Here is a 24,035-nt window from a genome sequence, read left to right on the forward strand (position 1 = left end):
GTCGAGCGAGACGCGCGACCGAGGCGCGAGGTCGCGACCGCCGTGTCGAGACCCGGGTCGCGCCGGTAGGCTGTGGGAGTGGAGCTGCCTGAGAAGTTCGCCGCCCTGGGCCTGACCTACGACGACGTCCTCCTGCTGCCAGGTCACTCCGACCTGGCGCCGACGGACATCGACATGACCTCGCGGCTCACCCGCGAGATCTCCTTGAAGGTCCCGCTGGTCAGCGCCGCGATGGACACCGTGACCGAGTCGCGGATGGCGATCGCGATGGCCCGCCAGGGCGGTCTCGGGGTGCTCCACCGCAACCTCTCGATCGAGGACCAGGCCTACCAGGTCGACCTCGTGAAGCGGACGCAGACCGGCATCATCTCCAACCCCGTCACGATCGGGCCCGACGCGACGCTGGAGCAGCTCGACCAGCTCGCGGGGGAGTACCGCATCTCCGGCTTCCCGGTCGTCGACAGCGAGCACCGGCTGCTCGGCATGATCACCAACCGCGACCTGCGCTTCACCCCTGTCGCGGAGTGGGCGACCACCAAGGTCGACGAGGTGATGACGCCCATGCCGCTGATCACGGGCCACTCCGACATCTCGCGCGAGGACGCCACCGTGCTGCTGCGCCAGCACAAGCGCGAGCGGCTGCCGCTCGTCGACGAGGCCGGGCACCTCACCGGCCTGATCACCGTGAAGGACTTCGTCAAGGGCGAGCAGTTCCCCAACGCGTCGTACGACGGTGCCGGCCGGCTGATGGTCGGCGCGGCGATCGGCTACTTCGGCGACGCCTGGCAGCGGGCGACCACCCTCGTCGAGGCCGGCGTCGACGTGCTCGTCGCGGACACGGCCCACGGCAACGTGCGGCTGCTCCTGGAGATGGTGCAGCGGCTCAAGACCGACCCGGCCACCAAGCACGTCCAGGTGGTCGGCGGCAACGTCGCGACCCGCGAGGGTGCCCAGGCGTTCGTCGACGCCGGCGCCGACGCCGTCAAGGTCGGGGTCGGACCGGGCTCGATCTGCACGACGCGCGTCGTGACCGGCGTCGGCGTCCCCCAGGTGACCGCGGTCTACGAGGCCTCGCTGGCGTGCAAGCCCGTCGGCGTGCCCGTGATCGCCGACGGCGGCATGAAGCACTCCGGTGAGATCGCCAAGGCCCTCGTCGCCGGCGCCGACACCGTGATGGTGGGCTCGCTGCTCGCCGGCTGCGAGGAGTCGCCGGGCGAGCTGGTGTTCGTCAACGGCAAGCAGTTCAAGGCCTACCGGGGGATGGGCTCCCTCGGGGCCATGTCGAGCCGCGGCAAGAAGTCCTACTCCAAGGACCGCTACTTCCAGGCCGAGGTCACCAGCGACGACAAGATCGTGCCCGAGGGCATCGAGGGCCAGGTGGCCTACCGCGGCCCGCTCGCCGCGGTCGCGCACCAGCTCATCGGCGGCCTCAACCAGTCGATGTTCTACGTCGGCGCGGCGACGATCCCCGAGCTGCAGGAGAAGGGCCGGTTCGTGCGGATCACCTCCGCCTCCCTCAACGAGAGCCACCCGCACGACGTCCAGATGACGGTCGAGGCGCCGAACTACTCCGGTCGCTGATCGCGAGCGTCACGAGGGTCACGATGGGAACGCGTACCCCACCTGCTCGATCCGGAGCCGGGCGCGCGTCGAGAGCTGAGACGTCAGCCTGGTGTGAGCGGCGACCGGCACCTCGAGCAGTCGCGTGACCGTACGCCGGGGCGGTACGCGCAGCTCCACCGTGCCGCGCCCGGCGGAGAGGCGCAGCAGCACCGCGTGAGCCGCACCGGACACACGCACCTCGACGAGCACGGACGACGCGGCGTCGGGGAGCCCCAGGTCGACCCTTCGGGTGCCCCGGAAGGCCGCCGAGAGCACGGAGCGTGACGCGGGCCGCAGGCAGTCGCTGACCCGGGCGTCGATGCCGCGCAGGCCCACGGTCGTCGGGCCCAGGTCGAGGATCGTCCCGCCCGCGACGGCGCACTGGTAGCCGCCGGTGATCGTGCCCGCCTCCAGCACGACCACCCGACGTCCGGCGGGATAGGTCGTGTCGCCGAGCGGCCGGAGCTGCCCGGCCAGCGCCGCGTTGCCGGTCACCACGAGCCGCTGAGGTGCGGTCGTCACGGTGCGGTTCAGCGCGAGCGTGGGCCGGTAGACGCCGGCGATGTTCGTGGTCAGGTCGCCGTCGACCGTGAGGACGCCACTGGGCCGGATCTCGGCCGGGCCGGCCGGTAGGTCGCCGGTGATCGTGCCCTCGCCGGTGATCCGGGCGCCGCTGACGAACGTGGTGCCGGCCAGGTCCCACGTCGACGAGCCGGCACTCTCCACCGTGCCCTGGCCACCGAGCTCGACCCAGCGCAGCGCGGCCGGTTCGGCGTCGCCGGCGCCGATCTTCAGAGTGGAGCCCTTCTGGAGGGTGACCCGCCCCGTGTCGGTGCAGCAGCCACCGGAGTCGACCGTGGCGCCGGCCGGCACCTCGAGGGTGGCCTTGTCGGGCATGATCAGCCGCCCACCGTTGCCCATCACGCGCAGGGTGGAGCCCGGTTCGACGCGCAGTCCGCCGGCAGGGGTGAGCCATCCGGTCTGCGCGGGCAGGTTGCGGTCGAAGACCTCCACGGTCGTGCGGGTGCCCGGCTCGGTCGTCGCCGGCACGCCGTCGGCGATCGTCAGCCGGCCCCGCACATTGGCGCCCGCGAGCCGCACGGAGCCCAAGCCGTCGATGCTCCCGATCCCGGACACCTCGGTGTAGGGCCCGAGGCGGAGCGCCGTGTCGTCGGCCAGGGTCAGCTTCTCGCCGTCCTCGATGAACTTCATGGTCCCGTCGGGGAGCAGCGGGTGATCGGGGTCGTAGGCGTCGCCGTCGGTCTCGTTGATGTCGACGGTGCCGCCGCCCTTGATCGAGGCGTCGCCGACGGTGCCGTTGATCGCGTGGCCGCCCACCCGGATCGGCCCGCCGGTGATCTCGAGGGTGTTGCCCTTCGGGACGACCACGTCACCGGCGAGGTCGATGCCGAGCTCGTCGAGGCGTGCGGTGTAGCCGGTCGCGCCGATCGCCGAGAACACCTCGAGCGTGCCGTCGACGACGATCGTCGAGGTCGTGCCGCTGCAGCACCGGCTCCCCAGGACCTTGGCCGCTGGGTCGACCAGCAGCTTGCCGGTGCTCGCGATCCGCATGTTGCTGTCGAACATGAAGGTCAGCCACGGGTCGTCGCCGGCCGCGAGCCCGGCCATCAGCGACAGCGTGCTGTTGATCGTGAGCGTCTGGTGGCCGGTCAGGCTGCTGGTGCCGTTGCCGAACTGCATCGGGGACTGGCCCATCATGATGTACGACGGGGTCGGATCCAGCGGCGGCGCCGAGACCGTCAGGTCGGTGTTGATGTCCCCGCCGTTCCACTGCAGGCTTCCGGTGATGACCTGGCCCTCGCCGGTCATCGACACCGCCCGGGGCGCGGCGGGGTCGCCGCTGACGCTCAGGCTCGTGAGGGTGACGTCCGGGATCTCGGTGATGTTCGAGCGCGGGCCGGGGCCGAGCTCGACGGCGTCGCCGTCCTTCGGCACGCCCTCGGGGTTCCAGTTCTTCTTGTTCCCCCACACCGTGCTCTCGGTGCCACGCCAGGTGTAGGTCGTGGCCGCGTGGGCGGGCGCCACGGGGACGAGCAGGGTGGCGAGCAGCGTCGCGACGACGGCTCCGAGCAGCGTGACCGGGCGCATGGGCTCTCCTCGGGGGTGGGTGCGCCGATCCTCCACGGTCACCGCCACCCGGGGAACGACCCGCCTGGGTCATTGACTACTCCGGCCGGTAGACCAGGATCGCCACTTCGGCGCCCGGGTCCGGTGTGACCTCGATGTCGTAGGTCTCGCCGGGAAACAGCATCGGGTTGGCGTACTCGTCGCCACCTCGGCCCCCGAACTGCTGAGACGTGGGCGGGTCGTAGCCGTTGGTCCACGTAGCTGTCGCGGGTCCGGTGCTGACGAACCGCAGCAGCCGGTCCTCCCCGCCGGTGGTGACGCTCGTGGAGGTCACCGCGCCGGCGTGGTCGGAAGCGAGGACCTTCTCGAGCGTCCACGTCCGGCCGAACCACTCGGCGGTCCTCGTCACGTGGACGCCCACCGGCGACGGGCCGGGCCCGGGGACGTAGCCGCCGACACCGATGACGACGCCCGGCACCGACACCTCATCGTCCGAGCCGGTGCGCGTGAGGTAGACGCGCGCGGTGTGCGCCCGGGTGCGACGGTCGTCACCCACCAGCACCCCGCCCTGCGCGTTGCTTCGGCGCACGAGGTAGCACGGCTGCCCGCTCGCGTCGCCGCCGTCGATGGCGATGTTCACCTGGAGGTCCTCGGCGTCGCTGCTGCAGTACGCCGTGAACGAGAGCTGGGCAGCGGGCGCCCGGACCGTGACCTCCGCGGACGACTCGCCAGGATCGGAGACCGACTGAGCCGCGAGACTGTCCACCCCCGAGAGGGTCAGGAACGGTCCGCTGTCGGTGGTCGTGCTGGTGGCGCGGTAGACGGCGACCCCCACCTCGGCTCCCGCGGGTGCTGCGTCGAGCTCGATCCGGATCCTGGGCTGGAGGTTGTAGGGCATCGCCGGCGAGTGCTCGAGGTCACCGGACAGTCGAGCCGCCTGCTCATCGCCGATGATGAGCGTCGCTCGCCCATTCCCCAGCCCCGTGCCGATGAGGGACACGGCCCGGTCGGGGGCGGTCGCCGCTGCGGGGAGAGTGATGGTGACGCCCGGCTCGAGGGGGATCACGTCGTCCAAGGCGAAGGTCCCTTCGTAGAGCTGGATCTGCGCTGGCACGTCGACGTCCCCCAACCGGTTCGCCGGCTCGACCCGGTGCGAGGGACGCAGCAGCCCCACCGAGGCAACCGCCGCGATGACAGCTACCGCAGCCAGGACAGCCACCGTGGCATTGCGACGACGGCGCACGAGGCGCACCCGCTCGTGGACGGCGCGGGGGCGGCCGTACCGCTCGGTGTCCTCGACGCTCGCGGCGTGCTGGTCGAGGGTGGCTCGGAGGTCTCGCAGGGTGTTCATCGGTGCTCCTCCTCCACGTCGTCGACGGTGAGCGCGGGATCGATGCGCAGGGCCGCGAGGGCCTTGCTGGTCTGGCTCTTGACCGTGCCGACCGAGACACCGAGGATGCGGGCGGTCTCGGCCTCGCTGAGGTCCTCCTCGTAGCGCAGCACGATCACGGCCCGTTGGCGGCGGGGCAGGCGCCCCAGGGCCGCCCAGAGGTCCTGGTGCTGGTCCGGGTCGTCGGCGGCGCCGACCGGGGCCTCTGGTGGTTCGGCGTACGCCTGCTCGCCGTTCCACTTGCGGCGCCACCAGGAGGCGTAGGTGTTGACCAGGATCTTGCGCACGTACGGCTCCGGCCGTCCCTCGATGCGCGACCAGGACAACCAGGCCTTCGCCAGCGAGGTCTGCAGGAGGTCCTCGGCGAGCGCGTGGTCATGGGTGAGCAGGTACGCCGTCCGCAGCAGTCCGGAGGAGCGGGCGGCGACGAACTCGTCGAACTCCACCAGCGCCACGCCGCCTTCCGAGATCGTCCGGGCTTCCATACCCTGTCCGACTGCCTGGGTGCCCCGGATGGTTGCCGGCCTCAGCGTCCGATCAGCGTGACCACGTCGGAGCCGTCGTCGTCGGTGAGCACCACGGCGCCGGTGCCGGAGCGCAGCATCGCGGCGTCGTCGACGAAGTCTGGCAGGTGCAGGGATCCCCGCGTGGTGCCGTCGGCGCCCACGACGAACAGCTCCCGGGCCCGGTGCCGCTCGAACCCGTAGCGCCACCGGCCCACCGGCCCAGCGGGCGTTCGGCCAGGACGCCGTCCGCACCCTCGGGCACGAGGCTGGTTCGGTCGTCGCGGCGTGCGACGACCTCGCCCCTCGCGAAGCGAGCGGTGCCGTCGCCCGGCGTGTTGAGCGGCTCGACGCCGTCGGGCAGCGATGGCACGGCGGTCGCGCCGTCGTCGTCACCACCGTGGTGGGCCCCTCGTCGAGCGTCACCACCACCGACCGGGCCGTGGTGTCGGCGGTGAAGAAGTCGGCGGACGGCCGATACGCTGGGTCGGTGACGGACATCGAGATCGGCCGGGCGAAGCGGGCCCGGCGCGCCTACTCCTTCGACGACATCGCGATCGTGCCGTCCCGGCGCACGCGCGACCCGGAGGAGGTCAGCACGGCCTGGCAGATCGATGCCTACCGGTTCGACATCCCGGTGCTCGCGGCACCGATGGACTCGGTGATGTCGCCCGCCACGGCGATCGCGCTGGGCCGGTTCGGCGGCCTCGGGGTGCTCAACCTCGAGGGCCTCTGGACCCGCTACGAGGACCCGGACCCGCTGCTGGAGGAGGTCGCCGCGCTGTCCGGCAACGAGGGGACCCGTCGCCTCCAGCAGATCTACACCGAGCCGATCAAGCCCGAGCTGATCACCGAGCGGCTGCGCGAGATCCGCGACGCCGGGGTCACCGTCGCCGGGTCGCTGTCGCCGCAGCGCACCAAGGAGCACGCCAAGACCGTGGTCGACGCGGGGGTCGACATGTTCGTGATCCGCGGCACGACGGTCTCGGCCGAGCACGTCTCGTCGCAGGCCGAGCCGCTGAACCTCAAGGAGTTCATCTACGAGCTCGACGTGCCGGTCATCGTGGGCGGCTGCGCCACCCACCAGGCCGCGCTCCACCTGATGCGCACCGGCGCGGCGGGTGTCCTGGTCGGCTTCGGCGGAGGAGCGGCCCACACGACGCGGACCGTGCTCGGCGTCGCCGTACCCATGGCGTCCGCGGTCGCCGACGTGGCCGCCGCGCGCCGCGACTACCTCGACGAGTCGGGCGGCCGCTACGTCCACGTGATCGCGGACGGCTCGATCGGCATGTCCGGCGACATCGCGAAGGCGATCGCCTGCGGCGCCGACGCGGTGATGGTCGGCTCGCCGTTCGCCCGGGCGACCGACGCGCCCGGCCGCGGGTTCCACTGGGGCACCGAGGCCCACCACCACGACCTGCCGCGCGGCCAGCGGGTGCAGTTCGAGACCGTCGGCACGATCGAGGAGATCCTCTTCGGCCCCTCCCGGGTCGCCGACGGCACGATGAACCTGATGGGCGCGCTGCGCCGGTCGATGGCCACGACCGGCTACACCGAGCTCAAGGAGTTCCAGCGCGTCGAGGTGGTCATCGAGTGACGTCCCCGACGGACGCCGCGTGACCGTCATGGCGTAATCCGCTCGACACGTGGCGCGTGGGGGACCTAGCGTTGTCTTGATGTCAAGATTCCTCGCTCGGGCGGTGGCGCTCGCCGGACCGACCCCGTTGGTGCGCCGGCTCTCGGCGCAGTCGGTGCTCTCCGCGGTCGGCGACGGGGTCTTCCTGACCGGCAGCGCGGTGTTCTTCACCCAGATCGTGGGCCTCTCCGCGGCGCAGGTCGGCCTCGGACTCTCCATCTCGGGCGTGGCGACGTTCGCGCTCGCCGTACCCCTGGGCACGCTCGCCGACCGGTACGGCGCCCGGCGCGTGTGGTCGGTCTCGTCGCTCGCCGAGGCACTGGCCTACCTGGCCTGGCTCGGCGTCGGCGGCATGACGTCGTACGTCGCGGTCACCATCGGGCTCGCCCTCCTGCAGACCTCCAGCCGGTCGGCGCGCAACGCCTACCGCCTCGACGTGTTCCCCCGCAACGAACGGGTGCGCTCCCAGGCCTACTTCCGAGCGGCTCGCAACATCGGCTACACCCTGGGCGCGCTGCTGGCCGGCGTGGCGCTGGCGACCGACGACAACCAGGTCATCCGGGCCGTGCCGCTGCTCACGGCTGCCCTGCTGCTGCTCAACGCGTTGCTCATCTCGCGCCTGCCCGCGGTCGCTCACCAGCACGTCGACCAGCCGTTGGTGCAGGCGGTCGAGGGGGCCGGGACGACCAGCGCCCTGCGCAACCGCGGGTACGTCGTGGCCTGCGTGCTCGACGGCGTCCTCGGCACCCACCAGGTGCTGCTCAACGTGGTGATCCCGCTGTGGCTGGTGGAGCAGACCGATGCGCCGCGAGTGCTGCTGGCCTGGCTGTTCGGCACCAACACGGTGCTGGCGGTGCTGCTCCAGGTGGCGGCCGCCCGCGGCGTCCACACGGTCGCCGACTCGCTGCGCGCCGAGCGCCGGGGCGCGGCGTTCTTCGTGCTGTCGTGCGCGATCGTGCTGGTCACCCACGACACCGCCGGCTGGGTCACGATCGCGCTCGTCTGGATCGGCCACGTGACGGTCACCGGGGCCGAGCTGCTGCAGTCGGCGGGCCAGTGGGGGCTGCAGTCGGAGCTCTCGGACTCCTCGCGGCGTGGGGAGTACCAAGGCGTCTCCCAGCTCGGCTACACCCTCGGCACGGTCTGGGCCCCCGCCGTCTACACCTACCTCGCGGTGACCTGGGGCGCGGTCGGCTGGACCGTGATCGCCGGCGTCGTGGTGGTCGCCGCGATCGGCCTGCACCCCGCTGCCCGGGCCGCCCAGCGGCACCTGGAGCGCACCGGCGCCGTCGTCTGAGCTGGCGCGTGGTTCGATGCCCGGGTGACACATGACCTCGTGGGCGGGACCGACCTGGCAGTCGCGGTCGCGGCCGCTCGCGCCGGGGCCGCGGCGCTGACCGCGATGTACGGCACCGACCTGGATCGCACCTACAAGACCGACACCGACTTCGCCACGGCCGCCGACCTGGCCTCGGAGCGGGCGATCCTCGACGTGATCCGCCGCGCCCGGCCGGCCGACGGCTTCCTCGGCGAGGAGCTGGGTGATGCCGGAGCCGACGGCAGTGACCGGGTGTGGTTGGTCGACCCCCTCTGCGGGACCCTGAACTTCGCGGCACGGACGCCGCTCTTCTCCGTCAACGTGGCGCTGCGGACCGGTGTCGCCACCGAGGTCGCGGCCGTCGCCGACCCGTCCGCCGGAGAGGTCTACTGGGTCGCCGGCGACGCGTTCGGACTCGACGATCCGGCTCCTGGAGCAGTCGCCGGACCGACCGCCCTGGTGGACATCGACGTCGACTGGGCACCCGGCGGCACCCCGCTCGGGCCACGGCTGATGGCCGAACCCGCCTTCCGGAGCCGTTTCGGGGCGCGCGTGTCCTCGACCAGCCTCGCGCTGGCGTGGGTGGCGACCGGCCAGCGAGCGGCGTACCTCGTCGACGGGCAGCACGACGGCAGCGTCCACTTCGCTGCTCCTCTCGCGCTGTGCGAGGCGGCCGGATGTGTGGTGACCGACTTCCGTGGACGCCCGGTGCACACCGGTGACGGCATCCTCGCCGCGCAGGACGCCGAGACCCACGCGGCCCTGCTCGCGCTCGTCGCGCGCCTGACCTGATCCCCAGGGTGCCGGCTCCGTGTTTGGTGCCGACCGCTGAGGGGCAGATCGGGTGCATCGGTCGGGGCTCGGTCGCCTCGGCTGTCCGACGTCGATCTCGGGGGAGACGGACATGCGCATCCATCGGGGGATCCAGGACCGGCGTCGCCTGCTCGTCGCGATCGGTGCCACGCTCTTGGTCGCCGCGGTCTCGGGAGGGGTCGCCTACCGAATCTGGGACGGGCGAGAGTCCCACGCGCTGTACGCCATCGGTCCGACCCACCAGGTCTGCGCGCCCTCGGCCCGGTCGAGCAGCGCGACCGAGGGCTTCGACGCGTTCGGCAACCGCGGTCCGGCGCCGGTCACCATCGACCGCGTGGAGTGGCCCACGACCGGGGACCTCGAGGTCCGCTCCATCCGGGTGTTCCAGCGGCAGCCCGGCGACCGGTTCGCGGCCCTGGGGCTCTGGAGCGGCCTGCCGCCGGACAACCTCGATCCCAACGAGCGTCGTGCCTGGGAGCGAGGGCAACCGGCCGAGGGGGCGACCCTGGATCTCGCGGACGCCGAGGACGGGGGCTACCTGCTCTTCACCGTCGGGGTCCACGGCACCGCAGGCGTCGGCGGACCGTTGACCCTGCACTACACCGACGCCGACGGGCACCGGGGGAGCGTGACGTCGCTGGTCGAGCTCCGCCGCGCGCCGAAGTGCGGACTCCGCGGCGCTCGCGCGTCGGCCGCTACTCCTCGATGAGGCCGGTGTCTCCGCCGAGAGCGCCCACCGCGGCGCGGATCGACGCCAGGTGCGCGCCGGTCGCGCGCTCGATGCGGATCGGGCTGCCGGAGGCGTAGTGATTCCACTGGGTCGGCAGGTAGGACAGCCCGCTGACGCGCCAGCCGCCACCCGGCTCCTCGCTGGCCCGCACCGAGACGGTGATCCCCTCGTAGGCCTCCGGCCGGCCGAGCTCGCTCTGGGCCACCATGTTGCCCATGCCGTAGACGACCCACTTGCCGTTCACGTGCGTGATCGGCTGTACGACGTGGGCGTGCTCGCCCAGCACCAGGTCGACGTCGGGTGAGCTCGTGAGCTGCTCGGCGAGCGCGACCTGGGCGGCGTCGGGCAGGTGGCTGTACTCCGTTCCCCAGTGCACGTGGGCGATCACCAGGTCCGCGCCGGCCTCCCTGGCCCGGTGTGCCTGGGCAAGGAGGCCATCGGCGTCGCCGAGCTGCGAGACCGCCCACTCCTGACCGGCGGGCAGCACGTAGCCGTTGAGTCCGTACGTCGCCGCCACCACGCCGACCTTCAGTCCAGAGTCGGTCGTGAGGATCACCGGGTCACGGCGCTCGGCCGCGGTGCGGAACGTACCGATGTGGGCGACCCCGGCGTCCGCCAGGAGATCGGCGGTCTCGACGATTCCGTCGACGCCCGCGTCCATGCTGTGGTTGGAGGCCGTCGTGCACGCATCCCAGCCCATGCTGCCGATCCACGCCGCGATCTGGTGCGGCGCGGCGAACACCGGGTAGCTGAGCAGCCGGTCTCCGGGCGCCGCGAACGGGACCTCCTCGTGGCACAGCGCCAGGTCCGCGGACTCGACGTACGGCCGCAGCGCGGCGAACATCGGGTCGAAGTCGAAGCGGCCACCGGAGCCGGTGCGCGCCTGGTCCTCGGCGGCGCTGAGCCACACGGTGTTGTGCCAGAGCAGGTCGCCGCCCATCAGGATCGTCGCGGTCCGGGGCGCGGGCGACTCGGGCGCCGTGGTCTCGGCAGTCTGGCCGCCCTCGCCGGCGTCGAGCTCGGTGGGGACCGGCGTCTCCGCCGTCGACCGGCCCTCGTCGAGCTGGGTCGGCCAGGCAATGCTCGCCGCGACGACCAACAGCACGATCACGGTCACCGAGACGACCGTGGTGATGACCGCGCGGAGCGGTCGGCGGGCCATGCCTCCATTCAACTCGGTCCCGGTGACGCGCGAGAGCGCATCGCGGATACGCGGGTTTGCGAGACTGGACACATGAGCCCCTCGAGCGCCCTCAGTCCGCAGGCCCGCGAGGACGCCCTGGCGGCGATGCGGACCACCGAGGCGCAGCCCGAGCTCGACGTGCTCGTCGTGGGTGGGGGTGTGACCGGGGCGGGCACCGCCCTCGACGCCGTGACCCGGGGTCTGCGGACCGGCCTGCTCGAGCAGCGTGACCTGGCCAGCGGCACCAGCAGCCGCAGCAGCAAGCTCGTGCACGGCGGGCTTCGCTATCTGGAGATGCTCGACTTCGGGCTGGTCCGCGAGGCGCTCCAGGAGCGCGGCCTCCTGCTCACCCGGCTGGCTCCGCACCTGGTCCGCCCGGTGCCGTTCCTCTACCCACTCACCCACCGGGGCTGGGAGCGGCCGTACGTCGCCGCCGGGCTGACGATGTACGACGGCATGGCGACGTTCGGCGCCCTGCGCCAGGGCGGCGACACCGGTCTCCCGCGGCACAAGCACCTCCTGCGCCGCCACGTGGCCCGGATCGCCCCGGACTTCCGGTCCGAGACGATCGTCGGGGCCATCCAGTACTGGGACTGCCAGGTCGACGACGCCCGGCTGGTGGTGGGCCTGGCCCGCACCGCCGCCGCCCACGGCGCGCACGTCGCGACGCGCGCCAAGGTGGTGGGGTTCCTGCGCGAGGGCGAGCGGGTGGTCGGCGTACGCGCCCTCGACCTGGAGTCCCAGCAGGAGCTGGAGGTCCGGGCGCGGGTGGTCGTCAACGCGGCCGGGGTGTGGACCGACGAGATCCAGGAGATGGTCGGTGGCCGCGGCGCCCTGCACGTCCAGGCGAGCAAGGGCATCCACCTCGTCGTGCCCCGCGACCGGATCCGCTCCGAGGCCGGCTTCATCATGCGGACGGCCACGTCCGTGCTCTTCGTGATCCCGTGGGGACGGCACTGGATCATCGGCACCACCGACACCGCCTGGGATCTCGACAAGGCGCACCCGGCGGCGTCTCGCGCCGACATCGACTACGTGCTCCAGCACGTCAACGCGTTCCTGCGCGAGCCCCTCGACCACGACGACGTCGAGGGGGTGTACGCCGGCCTCCGGCCGCTGCTCTCCGGGGAGTCCGAGCCGACCTCGCGGATCTCGCGCGAGCACACGGTCGTCACGCCGGTGCCCGGGCTGGTGATGATCGCCGGCGGCAAGCTCACGACGTACCGCGTGATGGGCAAGGACGCCGTCGACGCCGCCGCCCACTCGCTGCGGAGCACTGCCGGCCGGACGGTCCGCGACTCGATCACCGACCGGGTGCCGCTCGTCGGCGCCGTCGACTGGGAGACCCGGTCCAACCAGCGGGTGCTGCTGGCTCGGCGCTCGGGCCTCCACGTCGCGCGCATCGACCACCTGCTCGGTCGCTACGGCGGGCTGATCGACGACCTCCTGGAGCTGGTCGCGTCGGACCCGGCGCTGCGGCTGCCGCTCGAGGGGGCCGACGACTACCTCGCGGCCGAGATCGTCTACGCCGTCACCCACGAGGGCGCCCGCCACCTCGACGACGTCCTCACCCGGCGTACCCGCATCTCGATCGAGACCTTCGACCGGGGCGTCCGGTGTGCGCCACACGTCGCCCGCCTGATGGGGTCACGGCTGGGCTGGGACGAGGCGCGCGTGGCCGACGAGATCGACCACTACCGCCGCCGGGTCGAGGCCGAGCGCCAGAGTCAGCTGCAGCTCACCGACCAGGCCGCCGACGAGGCCCGCGTCTCCGCCCCCGACATCGTGTGACGGCGTAGCCGCCGACCGTTGACAACTAGAACACGTTCCACCGATGCTGAGACCCACGTCACAGCGATCCTTGGGAGGGGAACGTGACCCAAGCACCGCCGCCGGCCGACCTGAAGATGCAGCGCACGAGCAGGGATGCGAGCACCCTGCCCACCCGCCTGGCGGGCTGGCTGGCGGCGGTGCTGCCACCCGGCGCCGATCCGGTCGTCACCCTGCACAGCGGCATCGACGCCAACGGGATGTCCTCGGAGACCCTGATCCTCGACGTCGCCTGGACCGAGGGCGGGGAGCGCAGGCTGGGGGAGTACGTCGCCCGCGTCGCGCCCGCGGCCGAGGACCTTCCGGTGTTCCCGAGCTATGCCCTCCAGGAGCAGTACGACGCGATCCGGATCGTCGGCGAGACCACCGACGTCCCGGTGCCGCAGGTGCGCTGGATGGAGCCGACCGGCGAGGTGCTCGGGACGCCGTTCTTCCTCATGGACCGCATCGACGGCCTGGTCCCCCAGGACGTGTTGCCCTACAACTTCGGCGACAACTGGCTGCACGACGCCCCCCATGAGCACCAGCGCAAGCTGCAGGACGCGACCGTCGACGTCATCGCCCGTCTGCACTCGATCCCGGACGCGGGCACGACCTTCGGCTTCCTCGACCCGCCGCACCCCGGCGAGACCCCGCTGGCGCGCAACCTCGCCCGCACCCGGGCGTGGTACGACTTCGCGGTCGCCGACATCGGCCGCTCGCCGCTGGTCGAGCGCGGGCTCGACTGGCTCGAGGCCAACCTCCCGGACACCGACGAGGCCGTGCTGTGCTGGGGCGACTCCCGCATCGGCAACGTGCTCTACCGCGACTTCGAGCCGGTCGGCGTCCTCGACTGGGAGATGGCCGCCCTGGGCCCGCGCGAGCTCGACCTGTCGTGGGTCGTGTTCGCCCACCAGGTCTTCGAGACGATCACCGGGATGCTCGAGCTGCCCGGCATGCCGCACTTCCTGCGCGAGGAGGACGTGGTGGCGACGTACGCCGAGCGCACCGGTGTGGAGGTCGGGGACCTGCACTGGTACCACGTCTACAACGCCGTCCAGTGGTGCATCGTGTTCATGCGCACCGGCGCGCGGCAGATCCACTTCGGCGAGATCGAGCGGCCCGACGACCTCGAGTCGCTGTTCCACCACAAGCCGCTGATGGAGCGCCTTCTCGACGAGGCGGGGGCCTGACGACGTGACCGGCATCGGCCCGCTCGACGAGTTCCCGCTGCACCAGGCGCCACTGCCGATGGCGTGGGCGAACAGCAGCGACCGCAACTTCTATGACCGCTGGTACTTCAACGCCCACGACCGCACCGGCGAGATCATGGTGATCACCGGACTGGGCTACTACCCCAACCTCGGCACCAAGGACGCGTTCGTCCTCGTCGCGCGGGGCGGCCAGCAGACCGCGGTCCACCTCTCCGACCTCATCGACCAGGACCGGCTCAACCCGCACGTCGGCCGCTACCGCGTCGAGGTTCCCGAGCCACTCCGCCAGCTCCGGGTCGTCCTGGAGGAGACCGAGGGCATCGCGCTCGACCTGACGTGGGACGGCACCTGTCCGGTCGTGCAGGAGCAGCCGCACGTACTGCGCTCCGGCAGCCGGGTGACCCTCGACGCCCAGCGCTTCGCCCAGCTCGGCGCGTGGAGCGGCACGATCGTCGTCGACGGCGAGGAGATCGCGGTCGACCCGGCGACCTGGTTGGGCAGTCGCGACCGTTCCTGGGGGATCCGCCCCGTCGGCGAGGCCGAGCCGCCCGGTGCGCCCACCGACCCGCCGTTCGAGGGCATGTGGTGGCTCTACGTGCCGCTGCAGTTCGAGGACTTCGCGGTCGTGCTGATCATCCAGGAAGCCCCCGACGGGTTCCGCACCCTCAACGACTGCACGCGCGTCTGGAAGGACGGCCGCGTCGAGCAGCTCGGCTGGCCGCTGATCGACGTCCACTACGCCTCCGGCACCCGTACGCCGACGGGCGCGACGATCCGGTGCACGACCCCCGAGGGCAAGCCGCTGGTGATCGAGGTCGAGTCGCGGCTCGCCGTACCCCTCCACGTCGGCAGCGGCTACGGCGGCGACCCGGACTGGATCCACGGCACCTGGAAGGGTGCGGACTTCGTCGAGCGGGTCACCTACGCGATGGACGACCCGGCCGTGCAGGGCCGCTTCATGTTCGGCTGCGTCGACCACGTCGGCCGTGCGACGGCCGACGGCGCCGAGGGCTTCGGGCTCTTCGAGCACTTCTGCATCGGCCGCCACGACCCGTCCGGCTTCGCCGACTTCTTCTCGCTCGCCCCCTAGAACTCGGTGGTTGAGGTGCGAGCGAAGCGAGCCTCGAAACCACCGCACCGAAAGGACTCGCCATGAGCCTCGACCGTTCCGCGTTCTTCATCGACGGCGGCTGGGCCGCCCCGGCGACCTCGGCCACCCTGCAGGTGGTCTCGCCGCACACCGAGCAGGTGGTCGCGACGGTGCCGGAGGGGAGCGCCGCCGACATCGACGCCGCGGTGGCCGCGGCCCGGCGCGCCTTCGACGAGGGCCCGTGGCCGCGGATGAGTCCCGAGGAGCGCATCGAGGTCGTCCAGGCGTTCTCGAACCTGTACGCCGGCAAGCTGGCCGAGATGGCCGAGCTGATCACGATCGAGATGGGCTCGCCGACGTCGTTCTCCAACCTCGCCCAGTCGCCCGCGCCGTGGATGCAGATCGAGTCGTTCCTCACCGTCGCCCGCGCCTTCGCGTGGGAGGAGGCGCGCACCGGAATGCTCGGCACCGACGTGATCGTGCGCCGCGAGCCGGTCGGCGTGGTCGCGGCGATCCCGCCCTGGAACGTCCCGCAGTTCACCACGATGTCCAAGGTGATCCCCGCGCTGCTCGCCGGCTGCACGGTGGTGGTCAAGCCGGCCCCGGAGACCCCGCTGGACACCTACCTCATGGCCGAGCTGCTCGCCGAGGCCGGCGTACCGGCCGGGGTCGTCAACATCGTCGCCGCCGGCCGCGAGGTCGGCGAGCACCTCGTCGCCCACCCCGGCATCGACAAGGTCGCGTTCACCGGCTCGACCGCCGCCGGCCGCAAGATCGCCGCGGTGTGCGGCGAGCAGCTCAAGCGGGTCTCGCTCGAGCTCGGTGGCAAGTCCGCCGCGATCGTGCTCGACGATGCCGACCTGGCCACCACGATGGAGGGCCTGAAGTTCACCGCACTGATGAATTCCGGGCAGGCCTGCGTCGCGCAGACCCGCATCCTCGCCTCGCGAAGCAGGTACGACGAGGTGGTCGACGCTCTGGCCGCAACCGTGTCGGCGATGCAGGTCGGCGACCCGATGGACCCCGCCACCGAGGTCGGCCCGATGGTGGCGCAGCGCCAGCAGGAGCGCGTCGAGAAGTACATCGCGCTGGGCCAGGAGGAGGGCGCCCGCGTGGTCGTCGGCGGCAACGGCATGCCCGACGGGCTCTCCTCGGGCTGGTACGTCCGCCCGACGGTGTTCGCCGACGTCGACAACCGGATGCGCATCGCCCAGGAGGAGATCTTCGGCCCGGTGCTCTCGGTGATCCCCTTCGACGACGTGGACGACGCGATCCGCATCGCCAACGACTCCGACTACGGCCTGGCCGGCACCGTCTGGACCGGTGACGTCGCGGCCGGGGTGGACGTGGCGCGCCGCGTGCGCACCGGCACCTACGGCGTCAACACCTACACGATGGACTTCGCGGCGCCGTTCGGCGGCTACAAGTCCTCGGGCGTCGGCCGCGAGTTCGGCCCCGAGGGCCTGGCGCAGTACACCGAGCTGAAGGCGATCTACACCCCCTGATCGCGGGCTCGGCAGGCGTCGGAGCGTCTTGACATCCGGACGCCGTGTGTAAAAACCGAGCCGGGGCTACTGAAAGGTAGTTTCCGAGACCGGCGTCACATACCCTCCCCCCTATGAGCGCGCAGAGCCCCACCCCCGACCCCGCCGGCGGTCCGGTCGTCGAGGGACCGTTCGACCCCGAGCACGACCCGACGGCGTCCTACGCCCTCGAGCCCGAGGACGTCGCCACGCTGACCCGGCGACTCGTCGCCACCTCCGGCCGGACGGCGGAGGTGCGGTCGCCGCTCAACGACGCCCCGCTGGCGCACATCCCGCAGTCGACCGTCGCCGACGTGGAGACGGCGTTCGCGCGGGCCCGCAAGGCCCAGGTCGCCTGGGCGCGCACGCCGCTCGCGGAGCGCTCGGCGATGCTGCTCCGCTTGCACGACCTCGTGCTCGACCGGCAGCAGGAGATCATCGACCTGATCGTCTGGGAGAGCGGCAAGGCCCGCAAGCACGCGTTCGACGAGCCGCTCCACGTCGCGCTCACCGCTCGCTACTACGCGCGTACGGCGAAGCGTCACGTCGGCGCGTCCCGCCGCATCGGCGTCGTGCCCGGGCTCACCCGGGTCGACGTCAACCATGTCCCCAAGGGCGTCGTCGGCATCATCGCGCCCTGGAACTACCCCTTCAACCTCGCGCTCATCGACGGCATCGCGGCGCTGGCCGCCGGCAACGCCGTCGTCAGCAAGCCCGACTCCCAGACGATGCTCTCGGCCCTGCTCGGGGCGCGACTGCTCGAGGAGGCCGGGCTCCCGCGGGACCTGTGGCAGGTGGTCGCCGGGCCCGGCTCCGAGATCGGCACGGCGATCGTCGAGCGCGCCGACTACGTGTGCTTCACGGGCTCGACCGCCACGGGCCGGCTGATCGCGAAGGGCTGCGCCGACCGGCTGATCGGCTGCTCGCTCGAGCTCGGTGGCAAGAACCCCCTCCTCGTGCTGCGCGACGCCGACGTCGAGCGGGCAGCTGAGGGCGCCGTACGCGCCTCGTTCTCCAACGCCGGGCAGCTGTGTGTCTCGATGGAGCGGATCTTCGTCGCCGACCAGGTCTACGACCGCTTCGTCGACCGGTTCGTGGCCCGCACCCAGGCGCTCACGCTCGGGGCGACGCTCGAGTGGGGCAACGACATGGGGCCGCTGATCTCCCAGGCCCAGCTCGACGCGGTCACCGCGCACGTCGACGACGCGGTCGCCAAGGGCGCCCGGGTGCTCGCCGGCGGCCACGCCCGCCCCGACCTGGGCCCGTACTTCTTCGAGCCGACGATCCTCGAGGGCGTCACGCCCGACATGGCCTGCTTCGCCCACGAGACCTTCGGCCCGGTGGTCTCGCTCTATAGGTTCCACGACGAGGCGGACGCGGTGTCGCGCGCCAACGAGGGCGAGTACGGCCTCAACGCCTCGATCTACACCCAGGACGGCGCCCGCGGCCGGGCCATCGCCGAGCACCTCAAGGCCGGGACCGTCAACGTCAACGAGGCCTTCGCGGCGACCTTCGCCAGCGTCGACGCCCCGATGGGCGGGATGCGCGAGTCGGGCACCGGTCGCCGCCAGGGCGCCGAGGGCATCCGCCGGTTCACCGAGACCCAAGCGGTCGCCACGCAGCGCCTCATCCGGTTCGGACCGCACTACGGCATGTCCGACGAGACCTACGCCAAGGTCATGAACGCCAACCTGCGCCTGATGAAGAAGGTGGGACGAGCATGAGCACCCCCCAGGACACCTTCGACTACGACGTCCTCGTCGTCGGCTCCGGCTTCGGCGGGTCCGTCACGGCGCTGCGGCTGACCGAGAAGGGCTACAAGGTCGGTGTGATCGAGGCGGGCGCCCGCTTCGACGACACCGACTTCCCCGAGACCTCGTTCGAGGTCTCCAAGTACCTCTTCCGGCCCGAGGTCGGCTGCTACGGCATCCAGCGCATCGACGCCCTCAAGGACTGCCTGATCGTGTCCGGCGCGGGCGTCGGCGGCGGGTCGCTCGTCTACGCCAACACGCTCTACGAGCCGCTGCCCGCGTTCTACGCCGACGCGCAGTGGAGCCACATCACCGACTGGAAGTCCGAGCTCGCGCCGTACTACGACCAGGCCAAGCGGATGCTGGGTGTCGTCGAGAACCCGCTCCGTACGCCGTCGGACGACATCATGGAGAAGGTCGCGACCGAGATGGGCGTGGGGCACACGTTCCACCCGACCCCGGTCGGTGTGTTCTTCGGTGGTCCCGGCGCGGGCATGGGCCAGACCGTGGACGACCCCTTCTTCGGCGGCGCCGGCCCCGAACGGCGTACCTGCATCGGCTGCGGCTCGTGCATGACCGGCTGCCGCCACAACTCCAAGAACACCCTGATGAAGAACTACCTCTACCTCGCCGAGCGCAACGGCGCGAAGGTGATGCCGCTGACCACGGTCACCCGGGTGCGGCCCCGTGACGGGGGTGGGTACGACGTCCACATCCGCTACACGAAGGCGAAGGTCAGCCGGCCCTCGGTGCGGCGGGTGCTGACCGCCGAGCAGGTCGTGTTCGCCGCCGCCGCGCTCGGCACCCAACGACTGCTGCACCGGATGAAGGACGAGGGCCACCTTCCGGGGCTCTCGGACCGCCTCGGGTACCTCTCGCGCACCAACTCCGAGTCGATCGGCGGCGTGATCGCACCGGACCTGTCGGTCGACTACAGCCAGGGTGTCTCGATCACCAGCAGCTTCCACCCCGACCCCAACACGCACATCGAGCCGGTCCGCTACGGCCCGGGCAGCAACCTGATGTCGCTGCTGCAGTCGGTGCTCACCGACGGTGACGGTGACGAGCCGCGTTGGCGCACCTGGCTGCGGGAGCTGTGGAAGCAGCGCAGGGAGGTGCGCAACCTCTACGACATGAAGCACTGGTCGGAGCGCACGATCATCGCGCTGGTGATGCAGAGCCTCGACAACTCCATCACGCTCTACACCAAGCGGATCCCGGGCACCCGGAAGCGCTACGTCACCTCCAAGCAGGGCCACGGCGTGCCGAACCCGACCTGGATCCCGGCCGGCAACCAGGCGATCCGGATGATGGCCGAGATGACCGGCGGGTTCGCCGGCAGCGCCGTCGGCGACGCCTTCAACAAGCCCCTGACCGCGCACTTCCTCGGTGGCTGCGCGATCGGTGACTCTCGCGAGACCGGGGTGGTGGACGCCTACCAGCGGGTCTACGGCCACCCCGGCCTGCACATCGCCGACGGCTCGGCGATCTCGGCCAACCTGGGCGTGAACCCGTCGCTGACGATCACCGCCCAGGCCGAGCGGGCGATGTCGTTCTGGCCCAACAAGGGGCAGGCCGACCCGCGCCCGCCGCTGGGTGCGGAGTACCGCCGGATCGAGCCGGTCGCACCGGTCGCGCCGGTGGTTCCCGAGGACGCTCCGGGCGCCCTGCGGCTGCCGATCGTCGGAGTCTCCTGAGGCGGGAGGACGAACCGGACGGGCTCGGGAGAAAATACCTGTGAATGTCCCGTGACCCGGGTCTGCACGGGTCGTTGAGCCAGCGGACCCGGTCAAACGCTCCCTCCCACCGCCGGGTCCCATGTCCAGGCTCTGTCCAGCAGACGCGTGGACAGTCAGGGCCCGGCCATCCCTCCCTCCCCGGCCGGGCCCTGATGCGTCTTTCGCCCGCCGTATCGAGACGCCATGGGGTCCGCGGAACACGAGGGCAGGCACCGGCCCGCACGACGTCATCACCTTCGCGGCCCCTGAACCTCAGATGTGATGACGTCCCGCGCACGCCCGCGGAGTCGGAGCACCGGTCCGCAGATCGATAGGCTGTGCGGCATGAACCCCGCGGCGGAGCACGATCTGGTCCTGGTGGTCGACTTCGGGGCGCAGTACGCCCAGCTGATCGCCCGGCGGGTGCGGGAGGCGCGGGTCTACTCCGAGATCGTGCCGCACACGATGCCGGTGGCCGAGATGCTGGCTCGCGAGCCCAAGGCGATCATCCTCTCCGGGGGACCCTCCTCGGTCTACGAGCCGGGCGCCCCGACGATCGCCCCGGAGCTCTTCACGGCCGGCACCCCGGTGTTCGGCATGTGCTACGGCTTCCAGCTGATGGCCCAGGGGCTGGGTGGCGAGGTCGCCCACACCGGTGCCCGCGAGTACGGACGTACGACGGTCACGGTCGGCCGGGCCGGCACCCTGCTGGCCGACATCCCCGCGACCCACACCGTGTGGATGTCCCACGGCGACTCGGTGGCGGCCGCACCGGCGGGCTTCGACGTACTCGCCTCCACGCCCAGCACCCCCGTCGCTGCGTTCGAGGCCGTCGACCGCGGACTGGCCGGTGTCCAGTGGCACCCCGAGGTGCTGCACACCGAGCACGGTCAGAAGGTGCTCGAGCACTTCCTGGTCCAGATCGCCCACTGCCGCCAGACCTGGACGATGGTCAACATCGTCGAGGAGCAGATCGAGGCGATCCGTGCCCAGATCGGCGACCGTGGCCAGGCGATCTGCGGACTCTCCGGCGGCGTCGACTCCGCGGTGGCCGCCGCGATCGTCCAGCGGGCGATCGGCGACCGGCTGACGTGTGTGTACGTCGACCACGGCCTGATGCGCCAGGGCGAGACCGCGCAGGTCGAGCGCGACTTCGTGGCCGCCACCGGAGTCGACCTCAAGGTCGTCGACGCCGAGAAGCAGTTCCTCGACGCGCTCGCCGGGGTCACCGACCCCGAGGAGAAGCGCAAGATCATCGGCCGGGAGTTCATCCGGGTCTTCGAGGCGGCCGAGGCCGAGATCCTCGGGGAGAGTGACGAGAAGGTCGCGTTCCTCGTGCAGGGCACGCTCTACCCCGACGTGGTCGAGTCCGGCGGGGGAGCGGGCACGTCCAACATCAAGTCCCACCACAACGTCGGCGGTCTGCCCGACGACCTCGAGTTCGAGCTGGTCGAGCCGCTGCGGACGCTGTTCAAGGACGAGGTCCGCCTGGTCGGCGAGCAGCTCGGCCTGCCGGCCGAGATCGTCTGGCGCCAGCCGTTCCCGGGTCCCGGGCTCGGCATCCGGATCATCGGCGAGGTCACCCGCGAGCGCCTCGACATCCTCCGCGAGGCCGATGCGATCGCCCGCGAGGAGCTGACCCGCGCCGGTCTCGACCGCGACATCTGGCAGTTCCCGGTGGTGCTGCTGGCCGACGTACGCTCCGTCGGCGTCCAGGGCGACCACCGCACCTACGGCCACCCGGTCGTGCTGCGCCCGGTCACCTCCGAGGACGCGATGACCGCCGACTGGGCGCGGTTGCCGTACGACGTCCTCGAGCGGATCTCCACCCGCATCACCAACGAGGTCCGTGAGGTCAACCGGGTCACCGTCGACATCACCTCCAAGCCCCCCGGCACCATCGAGTGGGAGTGACTGACGTCTCACGGCGTTTTCCCGCCCGAGGACTGGCGTTCACCCGTTCGGGTGGGTACAGTTTTCAATGAACCGCTGGGGACCCGAGACCCCAGCGGTTCTTCCATTTCCGCCGTGTGGGTCCTGGTCGCCGAGTGGGTACCGGCCCGGCATGGCGATCAACACCCGCAGGATCAAGGCCACCCCCGAGCAGGTCTGGGACGTGCTGGCCGACGGCTGGCTCTACCCGCTCTGGGTGGTCGGCGCCTCCCGGATGCGCGAGGTCGACGACGGCTGGCCCGCGGTCGGCACGAAGCTGCACCACTCCGTCGGCTCCTGGCCCATGCTGCTCGACGACACCACTGAGGTCCTCGAGTCGACCCCAGGCTCGCGGCTCGTGCTGCACGCTCGCGCCTGGCCGACCGGAGCCGCGAACGTCGTCCTCCGTCTCGAGGCCGCCGGCGTCGAGACCGACGTCAGCATCGAGGAGGACGCCGTCAGCGGCCCGGCGCTGCTCATGCCCAAGCCGCTGCGCCACGTGCAGCTCAAGTGGCGCAACACCGAGAGCCTGCGGCGCCTCGCCTACGTTTGCGAGCGGCGCAGCGCGGGCAGGACCTCCGCCTCGTAGGCCCGGAAGAACTCGTCCTGGTCGGGGCCGATCTGCGCGACGTACAGCTCGTCGAACCCGGCCTCGGCGTACTTCGCGAGCTTGGTGACGTGCTCGTCGACGTCGGGGCCGCACGGGATCGTCTCCCCGATCATCTCGGCGGTCACCAGCTGTGCGGCCTGCTCGAAGTGTGCCGGGCTCGGCAGCACCTGGGCGAGCTCGCCGGGCACTCCGGTGTTGGACCACAGCCGGTGTGCGAGCTCCTGTGCTCGGTCGCGGTCCCGGCCCCAGCACGCCTTGGCCCCGGCCATCGCGGGGCCACGACCGCCCTGCTCGCGGTACGACGCGAGCCCGTCGGCGTCCGGCTGCGCCGTGACGAAGCCGTCGCCGATGCGGGCAGCCAGGGAGACCGCTTCGGGCCCGAACGCCGAGACCGGGATCTCGACGGGCCGGTCGGGCAGCGTGAAGATCCGGGCGTCCTCCACGGTGTAGTGGCGGCCGTGGTGAGTGACTCGCTCCCCGGTCAGCAGCTCACGGATGACCGCGACCGCCTCCTCGAGCATCTCGAGACGGACGTCGGCGGTCGGCCAGCGACTGCCGGTGACGTGCTCGTTCAGCGCCTCGCCGGTGCCGACCCCCAGCCGGAACCCACCGCGGCACAACCGGGCGCTGGTGGCGGCCGCCTGCGCGACCACCGCCGGGTGGATGCGCACCGTAGGGCAGGTGACCGCGGTGGTGACGGGCAGGTCGCAGACCTGGCTGACCGCGCCGATCACGCTCCACACGAACGGGCTCTGGCCCTGCTCGTGGTTCCACGGGTGGTAGTGATCGGAGATCCACAGACCCTCGAAGCCCGCCTCCTCGGCCAGCTTCGCCTGGCGGACCAGCTCCTCGGGCGGGTGCTCCTCGCAGGAGAGGAAGTAGCCGACCTTCATCAGCTCTTCTTCGCCGCTGCCTTGCCGCCCTTGCGGCCGGCCTCCTTCTTCTGGGCGGTGGTGCCGCCCTGCTTGCTGCTGCCGCCCTTGCCGGACTGCTCACCGCCGTGCTTGGAGGAGTCCTTGGCGTTGGCGATCTTGGCCGCCCGCTCCTTCGACATGCCCTTGTCCTTCAGGGCCTCGTACTGCTTCTCGTTCTTCACGTTCGACGACTTGCTGGGCACGGTGTCCT

20 protein-coding genes are annotated in these 24,035 nt (G+C 71.6%); 13 read left to right on the forward strand and 7 right to left on the reverse strand.

Annotated features, from left to right (window positions below):
- Positions 1–72: 72 nt before the first annotated feature.
- On the forward strand, positions 73–1,581 hold the full coding sequence (gene guaB, locus AC3ANS_RS04885) for an IMP dehydrogenase (protein WP_488295043.1): 1,509 nt from the start codon (positions 73–75) through the stop codon (positions 1,579–1,581).
- An 18-nt stretch (positions 1,582–1,599) separates the two neighbouring features.
- On the opposite strand, the gene AC3ANS_RS04890 is transcribed toward guaB, so the two are convergent.
- From AC3ANS_RS04890 to AC3ANS_RS04905, 4 genes are all read right to left on the reverse strand, one after another.
- Positions 1,600–3,711 carry a hypothetical protein gene (locus tag AC3ANS_RS04890; RefSeq protein WP_488295044.1) on the reverse strand — a complete coding sequence of 704 codons (2,112 nt, stop codon included), beginning with the start codon at positions 3,709–3,711 and terminating at the stop codon, positions 1,600–1,602.
- Positions 3,712–3,787: 76 nt separating this feature from the next.
- Positions 3,788–5,041: a hypothetical protein gene (locus AC3ANS_RS04895; RefSeq protein WP_488295045.1), complete on the reverse strand. Its 1,254-nt coding sequence runs from the start codon at positions 5,039–5,041 to the stop codon at positions 3,788–3,790.
- Positions 5,038–5,565 carry a SigE family RNA polymerase sigma factor gene (locus AC3ANS_RS04900; RefSeq protein ID WP_488295046.1) on the reverse strand — a complete coding sequence of 176 codons (528 nt, stop codon included), beginning with the start codon at positions 5,563–5,565 and terminating at the stop codon, positions 5,038–5,040. The genes AC3ANS_RS04895 and AC3ANS_RS04900 overlap by 4 nt, the downstream gene beginning before the upstream one ends.
- A gap of 41 nt (positions 5,566–5,606) precedes the next feature.
- Positions 5,607–5,801, reverse strand: coding sequence for a hypothetical protein (locus AC3ANS_RS04905; protein WP_488295047.1), 195 nt, complete (start codon positions 5,799–5,801; stop codon positions 5,607–5,609).
- 272 nt (positions 5,802–6,073) lie between these two features.
- Here AC3ANS_RS04905 and AC3ANS_RS04910 point away from each other — a divergent pair, with 272 nt between their 5' ends.
- The 4 genes from AC3ANS_RS04910 (at position 6,074) to AC3ANS_RS04925 (ending at position 10,059) form a co-directional block, all read left to right on the forward strand.
- Positions 6,074–7,180: a GuaB3 family IMP dehydrogenase-related protein gene (locus AC3ANS_RS04910; RefSeq protein ID WP_488295048.1), complete on the forward strand. Its 1,107-nt coding sequence runs from the start codon at positions 6,074–6,076 to the stop codon at positions 7,178–7,180.
- 79 nt (positions 7,181–7,259) lie between these two features.
- A complete protein-coding gene (locus AC3ANS_RS04915) occupies positions 7,260–8,516 on the forward strand; it encodes an MFS transporter (protein WP_488295049.1) in 1,257 nt (418 codons plus the stop codon).
- 24 nt (positions 8,517–8,540) lie between these two features.
- Positions 8,541–9,329, forward strand: a complete 789-nt coding sequence (locus tag AC3ANS_RS04920; protein ID WP_488295050.1) for an inositol monophosphatase family protein — start codon at positions 8,541–8,543, stop codon at positions 9,327–9,329.
- Positions 9,330–9,441: 112 nt separating this feature from the next.
- Positions 9,442–10,059, forward strand: coding sequence for a hypothetical protein (locus AC3ANS_RS04925; protein ID WP_488295051.1), 618 nt, complete (start codon positions 9,442–9,444; stop codon positions 10,057–10,059).
- On the opposite strand, the gene AC3ANS_RS04930 is transcribed toward AC3ANS_RS04925, so the two are convergent.
- On the reverse strand, positions 10,046–11,242 hold the full coding sequence (locus AC3ANS_RS04930; protein WP_488295052.1) for a CapA family protein: 1,197 nt from the start codon (positions 11,240–11,242) through the stop codon (positions 10,046–10,048). The two genes, AC3ANS_RS04925 and AC3ANS_RS04930, sit on opposite strands and share 14 nt — an antisense overlap.
- Positions 11,243–11,314: 72 nt before the next feature.
- Here AC3ANS_RS04930 and AC3ANS_RS04935 point away from each other — a divergent pair, with 72 nt between their 5' ends.
- The 8 genes from AC3ANS_RS04935 to AC3ANS_RS04970 all read left to right on the forward strand — a co-directional run bounded on the left by AC3ANS_RS04935 (position 11,315) and on the right by AC3ANS_RS04970 (position 22,889).
- Entirely contained in the window at positions 11,315–13,054 is a 1,740-nt protein-coding gene (locus tag AC3ANS_RS04935) for a glycerol-3-phosphate dehydrogenase/oxidase (protein ID WP_488295053.1), read from the forward strand.
- Positions 13,055–13,170: 116 nt separating this feature from the next.
- Complete coding sequence (locus AC3ANS_RS04940; protein WP_488296428.1) at positions 13,171–14,265, forward strand: phosphotransferase family protein; 1,095 nt, start codon at positions 13,171–13,173, stop codon at positions 14,263–14,265.
- A 4-nt stretch (positions 14,266–14,269) separates the two neighbouring features.
- On the forward strand, positions 14,270–15,376 hold the full coding sequence (locus tag AC3ANS_RS04945) for an Rv3169 family protein (RefSeq protein WP_488295054.1): 1,107 nt from the start codon (positions 14,270–14,272) through the stop codon (positions 15,374–15,376).
- A 62-nt stretch (positions 15,377–15,438) separates the two neighbouring features.
- On the forward strand, positions 15,439–16,881 hold the full coding sequence (locus AC3ANS_RS04950) for an aldehyde dehydrogenase (protein WP_488295055.1): 1,443 nt from the start codon (positions 15,439–15,441) through the stop codon (positions 16,879–16,881).
- Between the two features lie 113 nt (positions 16,882–16,994).
- Complete coding sequence (locus AC3ANS_RS04955; protein ID WP_488295056.1) at positions 16,995–18,623, forward strand: succinic semialdehyde dehydrogenase; 1,629 nt, start codon at positions 16,995–16,997, stop codon at positions 18,621–18,623.
- A complete protein-coding gene (locus tag AC3ANS_RS04960) occupies positions 18,620–20,347 on the forward strand; it encodes a GMC oxidoreductase (protein WP_488295057.1) in 1,728 nt (575 codons plus the stop codon). The genes AC3ANS_RS04955 and AC3ANS_RS04960 overlap by 4 nt, the downstream gene beginning before the upstream one ends.
- Before the next feature lie 366 nt (positions 20,348–20,713).
- Complete coding sequence (guaA, locus tag AC3ANS_RS04965; RefSeq protein ID WP_488295058.1) at positions 20,714–22,282, forward strand: glutamine-hydrolyzing GMP synthase; 1,569 nt, start codon at positions 20,714–20,716, stop codon at positions 22,280–22,282.
- 151 nt (positions 22,283–22,433) lie between these two features.
- Positions 22,434–22,889, forward strand: coding sequence for an SRPBCC family protein (locus tag AC3ANS_RS04970; protein ID WP_488295059.1), 456 nt, complete (start codon positions 22,434–22,436; stop codon positions 22,887–22,889).
- Here AC3ANS_RS04970 and AC3ANS_RS04975 read toward each other — a convergent pair.
- Positions 22,844–23,806, reverse strand: a complete 963-nt coding sequence (locus AC3ANS_RS04975; RefSeq protein WP_488296429.1) for a TIGR03557 family F420-dependent LLM class oxidoreductase — start codon at positions 23,804–23,806, stop codon at positions 22,844–22,846. The two genes, AC3ANS_RS04970 and AC3ANS_RS04975, sit on opposite strands and share 46 nt — an antisense overlap.
- Entirely contained in the window at positions 23,803–24,027 is a 225-nt protein-coding gene (locus AC3ANS_RS04980; protein WP_488295060.1) for a DUF7218 family protein, read from the reverse strand. Before AC3ANS_RS04980 ends, AC3ANS_RS04975 begins: the two co-directional genes overlap by 4 nt.
- Between the last annotated feature and the right edge of the window lie 8 nt (positions 24,028–24,035).

It is taken from the genome of Nocardia sp. 149-1B, assembly GCF_057747975.1.